This is a genomic window from Bradyrhizobium sp. Leo114 (assembly GCF_055229415.2).
On sequence record NZ_JBUYEN020000098.1, the window covers coordinates 1 to 12403 of the forward strand.

Annotated in this window: 12 protein-coding genes; 9 read left to right on the top strand and 3 right to left on the bottom strand. The window is 60.8% G+C overall.

Translation table 11 applies throughout. The features are described 5' to 3' along the window. Positions 1-359: 359 nt before the first annotated feature. From ACZIRK_RS43565 to ACZIRK_RS43575, 3 genes are all read left to right on the top strand, one after another. Entirely contained in the window at positions 360-1286 is a 927-nt protein-coding gene (locus ACZIRK_RS43565; RefSeq protein WP_130230124.1) for an ArdC family protein, read from the top strand. Between the two features lie 756 nt (positions 1287-2042). Further along, positions 2043-2354, top strand: coding sequence for a DUF736 domain-containing protein (locus ACZIRK_RS43570; RefSeq protein ID WP_130230126.1), 312 nt, complete (start codon positions 2043-2045; stop codon positions 2352-2354). Between the two features lie 63 nt (positions 2355-2417). Continuing rightward, positions 2418-2564, top strand: coding sequence for a hypothetical protein (locus ACZIRK_RS43575; protein WP_165421522.1), 147 nt, complete (start codon positions 2418-2420; stop codon positions 2562-2564). Between the two features lie 45 nt (positions 2565-2609). On the opposite strand, the gene ACZIRK_RS43580 is transcribed toward ACZIRK_RS43575, so the two are convergent. Both ACZIRK_RS43580 and ACZIRK_RS43585 read right to left on the bottom strand, forming a co-directional pair. Continuing rightward, positions 2610-2888 carry an HU family DNA-binding protein gene (locus ACZIRK_RS43580; RefSeq protein WP_130230127.1) on the bottom strand — a complete coding sequence of 93 codons (279 nt, stop codon included), beginning with the start codon at positions 2886-2888 and terminating at the stop codon, positions 2610-2612. A 111-nt stretch (positions 2889-2999) separates the two neighbouring features. Then, positions 3000-3257, bottom strand: coding sequence for a WGR domain-containing protein (locus ACZIRK_RS43585; protein ID WP_130230129.1), 258 nt, complete (start codon positions 3255-3257; stop codon positions 3000-3002). Between the two features lie 385 nt (positions 3258-3642). Between ACZIRK_RS43585 and ACZIRK_RS43590 the strand changes: the two genes are divergently transcribed. From ACZIRK_RS43590 to ACZIRK_RS43615, 6 genes are all read left to right on the top strand, one after another. Beyond that, a complete protein-coding gene (locus tag ACZIRK_RS43590) occupies positions 3643-3843 on the top strand; it encodes a hypothetical protein (RefSeq protein ID WP_130230131.1) in 201 nt (66 codons plus the stop codon). 427 nt (positions 3844-4270) lie between these two features. Continuing rightward, on the top strand, positions 4271-6370 hold the full coding sequence (locus ACZIRK_RS43595; protein ID WP_130230133.1) for a DNA/RNA non-specific endonuclease: 2100 nt from the start codon (positions 4271-4273) through the stop codon (positions 6368-6370). Positions 6371-6427: 57 nt separating this feature from the next. Next, the gene (locus ACZIRK_RS43600; RefSeq protein WP_130230134.1) at positions 6428-7366 is read left to right on the top strand and encodes a S1/P1 nuclease; all 939 of its coding nucleotides are present in this window, start codon (positions 6428-6430) and stop codon (positions 7364-7366) included. Between the two features lie 263 nt (positions 7367-7629). Continuing rightward, positions 7630-8493, top strand: coding sequence for a hypothetical protein (locus ACZIRK_RS43605; RefSeq protein ID WP_474419673.1), 864 nt, complete (start codon positions 7630-7632; stop codon positions 8491-8493). A gap of 650 nt (positions 8494-9143) precedes the next feature. After that, positions 9144-9770 carry an NUDIX hydrolase gene (locus tag ACZIRK_RS43610; protein WP_245475090.1) on the top strand — a complete coding sequence of 209 codons (627 nt, stop codon included), beginning with the start codon at positions 9144-9146 and terminating at the stop codon, positions 9768-9770. Between the two features lie 324 nt (positions 9771-10094). Then, positions 10095-11285 carry an MFS transporter gene (locus ACZIRK_RS43615; protein WP_130230140.1) on the top strand — a complete coding sequence of 397 codons (1191 nt, stop codon included), beginning with the start codon at positions 10095-10097 and terminating at the stop codon, positions 11283-11285. Positions 11286-11393: 108 nt separating this feature from the next. Here the strand turns inward: ACZIRK_RS43615 and ACZIRK_RS43620 are convergent, their stop codons facing one another. Beyond that, the gene (locus ACZIRK_RS43620) at positions 11394-11864 is read right to left on the bottom strand and encodes a GNAT family N-acetyltransferase (protein ID WP_130230144.1); all 471 of its coding nucleotides are present in this window, start codon (positions 11862-11864) and stop codon (positions 11394-11396) included. Between the last annotated feature and the right edge of the window lie 539 nt (positions 11865-12403).

Genomic DNA, 12403 nt, shown 5'->3' on the forward strand with positions numbered 1-12403 from the left:
TTGTGTCGCGGACTTCATCGAGGCCAGCGGTCATGCGCCGCGCTTTACAGGCCGTATACATGACGGCACCGCTCCCATGTGTGAAGTCGACTGAGAAAGCTCTTGCGCCCGCGGGCCGTTCCATACATGCGATGCCGGAAGAAGGCAGGGGGCGGAAGGGCGCAGAGTGAAGGAAGGTGAGGGGTTCTCATCGCAGCCCGTCCCGCTGTCGGTCTTGCCGGGGCCGGCGGCCGGCGCAGCGGCTTCGACGCCCTCCACTTCGTTTCGGCCTATGGGTGCGCCGGCCCCCTGAATTCCCCGGCTTCGGACCGTCGTGACGGGCCGCGATGAGCGCGGCTCCAAGACGGAGGTTCACGAAAATGAGTGGGAAGAAAGAAGGCGGACGGGCCGACATCTATGCGCGGATCACTGAACGCATCATCGCCGATCTGGAGAAAGGCGTGCGCCCCTGGGTGCAGCCTTGGAGCGTCGGCAATGCGACCGGCCGGATCACCCGACCGCTGCGCCACAATGGTGAACCATACACGGGTATGAATGTGCTGCTGCTGTGGTCGGAAGGACTGGCGCGCGGCTTCACGTCATCAATCTGGATGACCTTCAAGCAGTCCACCGACCTCGGCGGCCATGTCCGCAAGGGTGAATCGGGTTCGACCGTCATCTACGCAAGTCGGTTTACCAAGACCGAGACGGACGAACACGGCGGCGAGGTCGAGCGGGACATCCCGTTCCTCAAGACCTACGTCGTGTTCAACGTCGAGCAGATCGAAGGTCTGCCGGAACACTTTTATCACCGGCCGGCACCCATTCTCGATCCCGTTGAGCGCATCGAGCACGCCGATCGATTCTTCGCCAACACCGGCTCCGTGATCCGGCATGGCGGTTCGCGAGCGTTCTATTCGCCATCGAGCGATCACATCCAGATGCCGATATTCGAAAGCTTCCGTGATGCCGCGTCATACGTGGCGGTGCTGAGCCACGAGCACATTCATTGGACAGCGGATGCCCGTCGCGTCGGCCGCGATCTCAGCCGCTACGCGAAGGATCGAAGTGAGCGAGCCCGGGAAGAACTTTTAGCCGAAATTGGATCGGCCCTGGTTTGCGCCGATCTTGGCATCGTCCCCGAGCTCGAACCGAGACCGGATCATGCGGCCTATCTGGTAAGTTGGGTCTCCGTTCTTTCCAATAACAGGCGCGCAATCTTCTCAGCAGCCGCCCATGCGCAGCGCGCGGTTGCTTATCTCCACAGCTTGCAACCGCAGAGCAATGGCGAGCGCGAAGCCGCCTGATGCTACATGCTCGGTTCCTTGAAGGGGAGGGCGTCCGTCCTCCCAATCGCCCTGTGCGCGATTTCCCTGCACGCGGCCGTGCATTCCACCATGCTTGTGGCGCTCGTCGCGCATGGCGTCTTTGTAGGTCGCAAGTCACGATCGAAAAGAAAAGAGGCCCCGCCTCGCGGCGGGAGCCCTCTCGCGGATGCCGTCCGCGATTCCATTATGGCAAATCGCTGGCGATGGCGCCTCCGAAGTTAATCGGTGGCGTGTATCTGATACGGCGAGGTTGCATCCGCACGACAAGCACGTCGGCAGGCTCGTCGGCGATGTTGCGGCAGCGACCTCCGCAGATGCGCCGAGATTGCAGACAGCGGCGATCCCTCACGCAGCGAGCGCGCGACGCCAAAGCGGCCTGGTTGAGGAAAACCGCGTCTCGTTGCCTGTGCTCGTTGCCTCGAGATGCGAATGGCCAGGTCGCCTGACTTCATTCCACGTGTTTTCGCGACGGGCACACCCATCTGCGTCCTCGATAGAGGCTGGTCTGACCGAAGGCCGATCCCGCTACGCGGGCTCTCGATCTTGTCCCCGCAACGTCCGTCCTCGACTTTCTTCCCCTGGCGCTGCGCGCCATTCCTCGCGGTTCAAGAAAGTCGCTCCCGGCCGCCCTCCACTTTGTTTCGGCCCTTCGGGTGCAGGTCGATCGCCTCCGGTCTCACGACCGCCATCGAGGTCGCGATAGGCGCGGCCCGAGAAAACCAAGGGAATGAGACAATGGCTACCATCGGCAGCTTCACCTCCACGGGCAACGGATTTTCTGGCGCCATCAAGACTTTGAACCTCAACGTCAAGGCCAAGCTGGTCCGCGTCGAGAACCCCTCCGAGAAGGGACCGCACTTCCGCATCTTCGCGGGCGCGAGCGTCGAATTGGGCGCTGCCTGGCAGAAGGTCTCCAACGAGGGCCGCGACTACCTCTCGGTCAAGCTGGATGACCCGAGCTTCCCCGCTCCGATCTACGCCACCCTGATCGAGGTGGAGGGCGAGGAGGGCCTGCAGCTGATCTGGTCCCGGCCGAACCGGGACTGAGGCTACCGCCAGAGGGCTCCGCCGCGAGGCGGGGCCTTCTTCCTTTCAATCGGAGACGCCCTCATGACCGTCGACACCATTGAGGAATTGCGCGCCGAGCTGCGGGAATGCCTGTTCACGGCCGCGGAGCGCAAGGCGATCGAAGCCGAACTGGCCGACCTCATCCGTCAGCGCAACGAAGCACTCGCGGCCGAAGAGGAGGGGGCGTAAGCCCCCTCGTCTAGCGACTTACGGCACGAAGTGCAACGGCTCCGCTCATCCGTTGAGGACGTCCTTGATGGCTTTGGCTGGCGTGAAGGTGAGCTTCTTGGAAGCCGCGATCGCGATCGTTGCGCCGGTCGACGAATTACGGCCCTCGCGGGCAGGGGTGTCCTTGACCTTAAACTTTCCGAAGCCGGCGATGCTTGTCTCGGCCCCGCTCGCGGCTGCATCGGCGATGGCCTTGAACACGCCGTCGACAATCGCTTTCGCCTGTGTCTTTGTCAGGCTGTTCTCAGCGGCGATCTTCTCGGCAATCTCATTGGCGGTGGTCATGGAACAGGCTCCGTCTTGCTTCGATTTTCTTCCGTCTGACACCAAGACCGCCGGACGAATAGAGCCAGACATCGGAAGCGGAGCCATAATCCCCGGAAAACTGACGAAACTTTAGACTTTCTCCTCAGCAGAGGCGTATCCGCGCCTGCGCTTGGCGCGCTCCAGCCGTCCGAATGCTTCGCCCGCTTCTGCACTGGCATCGAAGGTCTGCACCATCGTTCGGCCGGTCGTGCCGATCCGGCCCCAGTTGCGGATCAGCGAGATCCCGCCGAACAGGGTCGGCTGGATCGAAAGCAAGTAAAACCGCCGCATGTTGCGGGTGGCGTCGATGCGGCGAAGGTGAAGCGGACTTGGCTCGAGGTTTGGCATGCCCGGATTCTCGCTTCCTGCGGAAGCGAGGTCCAATGATTTTTATGAATCGATCAGGGTTAACGATTCATTTTCTCGATACCTCAGCCACACCATGGTTGCACAATCCCTCCCATCGTCGCGCAATCCCTTCCTGCACAAGCGTTCCCCGATGGATCGGCGCGGACATGCCACTATTGTGCCCGAGACCATCGATGACAGTTGCTTCTGTGCCACCGGCTAATCTCCATGAAAATGGCACCTCTCCGGGCGCATCAGCGTCACGTCCCCGGTCGGAGCCTTTTATTCAACTAAAGCGAAACAGCGTCGAAGGTTTGAACAGACATCTCTTTGTCGCGTGTTCGTCAGCTTCTTCTATTGCTGTTGTACCATTGGGAGATTGAAGATGTTCGATGCTGCCACAACTGCGCTTCTACGGTCGGTCCTCGACGAAGTCTGTGTGAGCCTTTCGCGCTACGAGACGGGCGCTCGCACCCATGTGGCTTCAAAGATACTGGAAGCGGCCAGCACGGGCGAGAAAACGCGTGACCGCCTTAAACGGATCGGTCGCGAGGCTCTTTCCAAAGCTCCGACGATGTGTCGATAGAGGCGGGAAGCAGGATATTGCTATTTGACGTGACCAGGGTTCAAGCTTGGAAGCCAAATGGCTGTGAGGCCGCCGCTAAGCGTCAACGGGCTATGCGTTCGTTTCTTGGTTTTTGTCGAGCGAGCTTGACGGCGCGCGCGCCATATGTAGGATCGGCAATCAAAGATTGCAGACAAATTTTTTATCGGAATTTATTGCGGGGCGGGTAATGTCTGGGCACCCGGAGAGGCCGGCACTTTCATGACATCGCGAGCGTTCAGACGGAAACGCGACGGTTTTTCCGCACGATCTCTAGTGGACCGCCGGATGCGGCGCGCTCCTGACGGCATTTGTGACGGTGGCATGACGTCGAGATGTTCGAACCTGCGGAGCGCTGCCGCGTCCCGAGGTCGGCTCGACGTGCTTTCGATCGGGACGGGCTGACCCCATGGAAATCAATCAGACGCGGTTTCGGAATGTAGTTGAGCAGACGCGCGAAGATCGCGATCGCGTGCGCAAGCTCGTGGAAGGCAAGCAGTGGCGCCAGGCCGAGCCGGACCGTGCGCGCATGGCGATGTTCAACTTGCGGGCCGCGCGGCAGGCCATGCCTCGAGGCGCGGAGGCCGTGCAGGGTCCTGACGACATGCAGACGTCGTGGTTCCTGCCGGGCGGCGCGACGGCGCGGCGGGCAATCGCGTTCGTCGAGGCGACGGCCGGAGGCAAATGGACGGCCGGCACAGGCTTCATGATCAGTCCCACGCTTTTCATGACGAACCAGCACGTGATCCAGGACGAAGCCGCTGCCCTTTCGGCACAGATCACTTTCGATCGGGAAATGGGCGACGACGGATCAATGCGGCCCACCACCGTCTTCCGTTTGGCGCCCGAGCGCTTCGCCCTGTTCTCGCAGCAGGAGGAACTGGACTACGCCCTCGTCGCGCTTGGGCGAAAGGTGGCTGGCGACGGCGATCCGAGAGACTTCCGATATTGCGTCCTGTCCGATCGGCCGGACAAGCACGTGATCGGCATGAACATGAATATCGTGCAGCACCCGAACGGTCTGCCCAAGATGATCGCCATCCGAAACAACATTTTGCAGTACCGGACGGAGCGTACGCTTCTGTACGAGACCGACACCGACCACGGTTCGTCGGGAGCGGCGGTCTTCAATGATGCGTGGGAGCTCGTTGCGCTTCATCACTTCGGGGAGCCGTTCCTCGAACGCAAGGATGAGAACGGCAATCCCATTCCGACGAACGTCAACGAAGGCGTGCGGATCAGCGCCATCTATCGACATCTCTCGGACAGGCTCGCCAGTCTCGACGGGGAGCGTCGCGACCTATTGCGGGCCGCGCTCGATCTGTCGAAAACGGCGCTCGAGCAGACGGGCGGAAGGCGACTCTCGCCGCCGCATCCCTCCGCGGATGCACAAGAGAGTCTGGTAATCGGGGAGGAGGGCGTCATGGCCAGCGAAGCGGGTGGGAACGAGATCAAGGTGACGATTCCGATCGAGGTGAGTGTCCGGGTGGGCGGAAGCTACGCGACCGCCGCATCGATCGCGCCAGCGCCAGCTCCCCAGAAAGCGCTCACGCGAGCGGCGGAAAAGATATCAATTGATCAGGACTATTCGAATCGCGACGGCTACGACCCGCGGTTCGTGCATGGCGTAACGTTTCCTCTGCCCACGCCGGTCGGCAAACTGGCGAAGCAGATCGCTCCCTTGAGGACCGGCGAACAGAACGCCGAGGCCGGTGAACTGAAGTACGAGCACTTCAGCATCAAGATGAACAAGGCCAAGAAGATGGCTCTCTTCACCGCAACCAACATCGACGGCAAGAGCTTCCTGAACGTGGATCGCTCTACGGGAGAAGTCACCAACGGCGCCGAAGGAGAGACGTGGTACGGGGACCCCCGCATCAGCGCGAGCTTCTTCATCGACCAGACCTTCTATTCTGGTTGGTCCAATCTCTTCGACAGGGGCCATCTAACTCGCCGGGTGGACCCTGACTGGGGAAGCAAGGATCAAGCCGAACGCGCGAATGCGGACACCTATCATTTCACCAATTGCACCCCGCAGCACTTCCGCTTCAACGAGAGCACCAAATTCTGGCAGGGCGCCGAGCAATACGTCCTCGAAAACGGAGCCATCTCGGAAGAGACCGCGAACCGCATCTGCGTCTTCCAGGGACCGATTTTCGACGACAAGGTGGATCTTTGGGCTGACGCCACCCAGATTCCGTCGTCGTTTTTCAAGGTGATCGCCTGGAAGGGCAAGAACGGCGTGAAATCAGTCGGGCTCGTCGTCGATCAGCGTCAACTGCTGTCCGAACAGCGCAAGGGAGGCATTCCGCCGAAGCCGCCGGCCTTCGTCGACGTCTCGCAATGGCGTGTCGCCATCACCGAGATCGAACGCCGGACCGGCCTGGACTTCGGCGATCAGGTCGGGTCGGCCGATACTTTCGAGACCAAAGATCAGCCTGTCGTAGGCGAGGCGCGGCCGGCGATTCCGGTGAAATCCGAGTCCGATCTTCTACCTCGGAACCTGTAACGATCGCGATACCGGAGCCGACGTGTCATCCACTGGGCGAATCGCGGAGGAACGCGCATGAAGAAAGCCGCTTTGATAGCGTTGTCCTGCCTCGTCGCGCTCCTGCCCGACCCGGCGTCCGCGTGGTGGGACGAAGGCCATATGCAGATCGCCTATCTGGCCTACAAGCGGCTGGATCCCGCGATCAAGGACAAGATCGACGGCCTGCTCAGGCTCAATCCCGACTATCAGGTCTGGACGTGCGGTGCGCAGGACGAAGCTTCCCGAAGGACTTATGCCTTCGTCCACGCGGCGACGTGGGCCGACGACATCAAGACGAAGAGCGATTACCGGGAAGATCGCATTACGGACGCGACCGCCGGGCAGAACGTAGCTTACGACAAGCTGAAGCACAGCTATTGGCACTATGAGGACATATTGTTCTCGCCGGACGGCACGACACTGCCCGCACCGGATCCGGTCGATGCCGCGAAGATGGCGAAGACCATGATCGCTACGCTGCCCGCAGCTTCCGGCGCCTCCGATCAACTCCGTTCCTACGACCTCGTCTGGTTGCTGCACCTCGTCGGGGATCTCCATCAACCGCTTCACGCGATCGCCCGCTATACCGCCGAGCTTCCGCACGGCGACCGCGGCGGCAACGCCGAGATGGTCGTCCCGGCCACCGGCGAGACGATCGCGCTGCACGCCTATTGGGATCGTCTCTTCGGCGGATATTCTTCTGTCTTCGGGGCCATCTTCGACGCTGACGACCGGGGTGGTCTCGGGTCGGTCGCGGTCGATGCCGATGCGGAGAAGGTGCTCGATCCCGATCGATGGGCGCAGGAGAGCTTCGAGGCCGCAAAGAGCTTCGCGTACGCCCAGCCGGTCGGGCTCGGACCGGCCGCGGTTCAACTCACGCGCGACTACGAAACGAACGCACGAAACACCGCCCGCAACCGCGCAGCCCTTGCCGCTGCAAGGCTCGCAAGATTGCTAGACACGGCGCTTCGCTAGACCTCAAATGGAGAACTTGGATGCTGCCGACGATGCTTCAGAGGTTGTACGCAGCGTCCGACCTCCTCGATGGATTCAATCCGTTCGACGAGTTGGGCTTCACGCTCACCCGCGACTTCGAGGTGTTCCGGCAATTCGTGTCCGACGGAGGACCCGTGCCGTCCGCTCTGGAGACGCGACTGTCGCAGGCGCGGCACGACGCGACGATCGCCGATGCCCTCAAGAGATTTCTGAAGGACGTTGGCCGGCCGCTCGTGGGGTTCATGGGCGGCCACGCCGCCAAGCGCAATTCGCCGGCGTTCGCTGACATCGCCAAGCTTGCCTGGAGCGTGGCGCAGGACGGGTACCTCATCGTCACCGGAGGCGGTCCCGGCGTCATGGAGGCTGCGCACGTGGGAGTGGCCTTTAGCAAAAACGGAATGGACGATCTCGAAAGGGCCTTGGCGAAGCTTGCGGCGACCCCGGATTACGGCGATCTGGATGATCTCTTCGAGAACGACGGCAGCCTTAAGAAATCGAAGCGAAAGGACGTGATGGCCGCCCGCGATTGGCTCGCGGCTGCACTCGACGTGCGTTCGGCCGCGCCGTCGACGCTGCCTCTCAGCCTGGCCATTCCGACCTGGCTGTACGGTGCCGAGCCCACGATGCCGTTCGCGACGCACTACGCCAAATACTACCAGAACAGTCTTCGCGAGGAAGCGCTCGTCAATAATTCGCGGGCTGGGATCATCTACGGCCGAGGGGGCGGCGGAACGTTGCGCGAGATTTTCCAGGACGTGGAAAGGAACTACTACGCGAAGGACGCTGAGAATTTCACTCCAATGATATTCTTTGACAGGGCCGGCTACTGGCTGCGCTCCGCGATCTACGAGAACGGCAAGGTTACGAGCTCCGGCTTGAAAATGGACGAAGCCGTCCCGGAGATACTCAAGTTCGGGATCTGCACCCGATTGAGTCCCGACGAAGCCACATTGCGGCAGTTTCTCGATAAAATGGCTTTCACGGACGACGTATCTGTCATCAAGGATGTCCTGGCCAAGCATTCGGGCATTGCGAAGCGGAATATGTCTTTCGCGCTCGCCGGCGAGTCCTTCAGGATACCCACGCTGCGCATGAACCGGGCCTAACCCAAACAGGCGCCCGCTGCGCCCAGTCTGGCGGTAACGTGAATGCATCGGCGATTGGTGGCGGAACAGACCGCTTAATCGCTGCAGAGCTGATCTCAAACAGCCTACCCTTGTAAAGCGGTGCCGCTTCGTCCTTCATGGCACGTACCAAATCGAGCAGCGTGTTGGTCGCCCAGCGATACGCGCTAGCGTCTTCTCGTTCCAGGTTTTCTACCAGTGCGAGGGCCTCGCGATAGTCGTGTATCGCCGCAACGACCCTGGTTTCGAGATCGTTCTTATCGTTTATCTGCTCTTCTCCTCGCGAATCGCTGAACAATTTGTCCCAGCCTGAACGAACAAGAATTGGACGGTTTGCAGGCATCGACCACAAAATGCGATCCTCTTGCTCGATGTAATCGGCGAGCGATTGAACTTGACGCGACGCTCATTTGGACTGTGCCCGCGACCGAATCATCTCCCTCATCCAGGTCTGCAGAACGATCCATTCTGTTGTTTCCACTGTAGGAGACTAGTTTTCTGCAAGCGCACGGTTCTTACTGCCAGATCTTTAAGCGCTCGCACGGATGAATGTGGAATTCTCTTTTCGCATTATGGTTTCTCCAAGAGCCGCCCTTGGCTATGCTCGCCGCCAGAGTCGAAATCGAGTTGGCATGATGGAACCTCAGTGGCTTAGCTATGGCAAACGCTTGCAAGCTATTGCGTCAACCGGGCTTCACTTCGCGAAGGATCCATTTGATCGCGAGCGATACGAGGAGATCGCGGCCATTGCCAACGAAATGCTGGCCAAATTGGGCAACGTTCCGATCGAACGCATCGAGGGACTCGTTTCTGATTTCGCGCTGGGCTATGCCACGCCGCGTATTGACGTGCGCGGTGCAATCGTCGAGGGCGAGGCAATCCTGCTCGTCCGGGAGAAGAGTGATGGCCTTTGGGCCCTCCCCGGCGGCTTTGCAGACGTCGGGCTCTCCGCGGCTCAGAATGTCGAAAAGGAAATCTTTGAAGAAGCAGGCCTTAACGTGTCCGCTAACCGCCTCTACGGCGTGCGGCATAAGGCGAGCGCATCATATTCCCCTGATGTCCGCGATTTCTACAAGATGTTCTTCCTGTGCACCCGGCTGCCCTGCAGCCTGGTGAAGACGACGTTGGAGACGAGCGAGGCGGAGTTTTTCCCGAAAGATCAATTGCCGCCGCTTTCGCGCGGCAGGACGATCGAGAGCGATGTGGAAGCTGCGTTCGCCTTCGCAACCGACACAAACAGGCCTGCCTTCTTTGATTGAACCCAGTGATCGCATTGCCCTGCGCCGGTCCCCATGGAAGCTCGTTAGGGTAGGCGCTAGTATCGGTTGCTTCTCCACAGAGTCCAATGGCAACCAGTTGGTTTCTGGGCCAGCGGCCCAGCCACTTGCCTTCGGCGAATGATCACGGGGGTGGTAGAGAGAAACGGGCGAGCGATTGGCATCGCATCGATAGTCGCGCCGACCATCTGAATCCCGAGAGAGACATTTCGTGTTCAGGCCTTCCAGCTTGCAACTGCCACGCGCGGGCGAGCTTGAGCGACGGGCGTAGCGGTCATCCGGGTGAGCGGAGGGAATGGATTTGATATGCGAGCGACGCAGCGACTTTGCTTTATTGGTTTTTCCTCGGCGTCGTTCTTCATCGTCGGCGTCGGCATCGTCTTGCCGGCGTGGATCGCGTTCCACGCCGGCGGATCGAGCCTGGTTGGCCTGGTGTTGCTGACCTCCAGCGTCGCTGGAGTCGTTCTCGCACCGCTCGGCGGGTACGTCGTCGACCGACATAGCCGTCTCACAGTCACTGCAGCGGGACAAGTGATCCAGGCTTCCGGGCTTTTTATGCTGGCCCTCGTGGAGATCCTGCCGGAAGGGCTCTCGCGCCCCCTCCTGGTTCTATCAGCCGTTCTCGGGGCCTTCGGATACGCGCTCCTGGCAGGCGCTATGAGCGGCCTGCTCCAGTCGCTCGTTCCCGGGACTGAGCGCATGGCGTTCAACATGCGCCTGTCCTTCTTCAATCAGGCGGGGCTCGCCATGGGCACAGGTGTAGCCGGCTACGCGATCGATCAGCTCGGCAGCACTACGGCGGCCGTCCTGTCCGCCTGCATCGCGTTGGCCATTCTGCCTCTGCTCGGGCCGCTGACGAGGACCCCAAGCGGTCGCCGGTCGATGAAGGGGCTCAATCCGCTTTCCGCCTCGCGTGAAGCGTTCCGCTATCTTCTGAACGAGCCGCAAAGCTTGTCCGCTGCGATCACGGTAGGACTGGCGTTCGCCGTGATCCAGATCACCAACCTGTTGTTGCCGGGTTTCGTCATCCATGCGCTTGGCGGCGGCAGCGATCTCTTCGGCATGCTCGAGATGACGGCCGCAATCGCCGGTATGGCCGCCCTTGCTGTCGCCGGGATACCGGCGCTCGCCAGGAAAATGGCCCGAGCAACAGCGACGGTTCTCGCAGGGGCCGCGGCCTCGTTGATCGTTCTATCCTTCGTGACCAACCCGCTGGTCGCGATTGTGCTCTATGCCCTTGCTGGAATACTGTGGAACCTGTCACGGGCCGCGGCCAACGGACATCTTTTGACCGTTGTGGATTCGGCCCTGATCGGGCGCGTCCAGGCATTCACGACCTTGCTGACAGGCGGGCTCGGTGGGCTCATCTTCCTTCTGCCAACCTTGGTCCCCAACGCAACTGAAGCTGGCCTCTACATGGCCTGCGGGGTGACGACCTTCATCGCCACGGTGCTCGTTAGCCTATGGACAGGCCGCCGCAGACACGCGCGCATCTGAGTGCTCATGCTTTCAGAGGGCGTCGTATTGGAGCGCGGCTGTCTCCCTCAAGGTTGATTGGTCACCCCTTACTTCAAGGTTGGGCTTTGCGCCGGTGAACGCCGAAGTTCACAATTCCATCCGCACAATCTCAATAGGCTCGCCGCCGAGTCCATGAGAGAAAAAGTCGCGGCCCACGCTTCGAAAGCCGCATTTTTGATAGAAGCCTTCGGCGTTGATCGTCGCCTCGAGCCTGATCGGCCCACTATGACCCATCCGCGCTCGTGCTATCCCGATTTCAAGCAGTCGGCGGCCGAGCCCGACACCTGCAGCCTCAGGCAATAGGAACAACCTGGTTACTTCGCCCGGCTCGGCATCGACAAATCCAACCACAAGACCTTCGTGCTCACAGACCGTCATTCGTCCCTTGGCGATGAGCTCTTCGTAGAATGCCGGCGTCCGCTCGCCCATCCAATTCGCGATCTGGTCCCGAGAGTAGGATGCTTCCCCAAGTCCGGCGATTGACGCCTTCGTGATATTGAAAACCGTCTCCGCGTCTTGGTGGTGAGCGGCCCTGAAGGAAAACTTGCCGTCGCGCATCATCACTACTCCAAAGAATCTCTGTGCCATTTTACTCTGTGGAACCAGCAGGTCGCAGTCAACGGGATCCCCGTCGACGACACGGGTCAGACGACGGCTCTGCCCGCAGAAAGGAAACGCGCCGGCGGCCGTGTGACCCGGGCGTCGTTGACCGCAGCTGGTCGACAATTCTGCAGCGATCCACCACGAGACGTGGGCCAGCACTACGATCGCGTACGCTGCCGGGCGTCATCGTCATGAGCGGCGACCTTGAGCTCGGACCCAGTCAGGAAGATCGCCGTGTAACCAATTTCGAACTCGGCCCAGGCCAGGAAAGCACGGTCTCCTTCTGAACAGGAAGGCGCAGCTCCCTCGCGCGCTCGATGCGCTCGGCTTGCTGAAATGCAATCTCTTTGCGTACAAACTTCTCTAGCATTACAGTTGTAATTTTTTCTTGAGATGGGCTTTGCGCGCAGTTGCCTGATGAGCCCTGCGCCAGAACGACCATGCGAGGACGCGGGCGTGCGGGATGCGCCGCTGGGCGAGCTTCATGGCGATGC

Bases quoted from the DNA above. Each gene is read 5' to 3' on its own strand.
- ACZIRK_RS43585 (WP_130230129.1), bottom strand. From the start codon at position 3,257: ATGCCAAACCTCGAGCCAAGTCCGCTTCACCTTCGCCGCATCGACGCC.
- ACZIRK_RS43570 (WP_130230126.1), top strand. From the start codon at position 2,043: ATGGCTACCATCGGCAGCTTCACCTCCACGGGCAACGGATTTTCTGGC.
- ACZIRK_RS43575 (WP_165421522.1), top strand. From the start codon at position 2,418: ATGACCGTCGACACCATTGAGGAATTGCGCGCCGAGCTGCGGGAATGC.
- ACZIRK_RS43565 (WP_130230124.1), top strand. From the start codon at position 360: ATGAGTGGGAAGAAAGAAGGCGGACGGGCCGACATCTATGCGCGGATC.
- ACZIRK_RS43610 (WP_245475090.1), top strand. From the start codon at position 9,144: ATGATGGAACCTCAGTGGCTTAGCTATGGCAAACGCTTGCAAGCTATT.
- ACZIRK_RS43600 (WP_130230134.1), top strand. From the start codon at position 6,428: ATGAAGAAAGCCGCTTTGATAGCGTTGTCCTGCCTCGTCGCGCTCCTG.
- ACZIRK_RS43620 (WP_130230144.1), bottom strand. From the start codon at position 11,864: ATGCGCGACGGCAAGTTTTCCTTCAGGGCCGCTCACCACCAAGACGCG.
- ACZIRK_RS43595 (WP_130230133.1), top strand. From the start codon at position 4,271: ATGGAAATCAATCAGACGCGGTTTCGGAATGTAGTTGAGCAGACGCGC.
- ACZIRK_RS43615 (WP_130230140.1), top strand. From the start codon at position 10,095: ATGCGAGCGACGCAGCGACTTTGCTTTATTGGTTTTTCCTCGGCGTCG.
- ACZIRK_RS43605 (WP_474419673.1), top strand. From the start codon at position 7,630: ATGGGCGGCCACGCCGCCAAGCGCAATTCGCCGGCGTTCGCTGACATC.
- ACZIRK_RS43580 (WP_130230127.1), bottom strand. From the start codon at position 2,888: ATGACCACCGCCAATGAGATTGCCGAGAAGATCGCCGCTGAGAACAGC.
- ACZIRK_RS43590 (WP_130230131.1), top strand. From the start codon at position 3,643: ATGTTCGATGCTGCCACAACTGCGCTTCTACGGTCGGTCCTCGACGAA.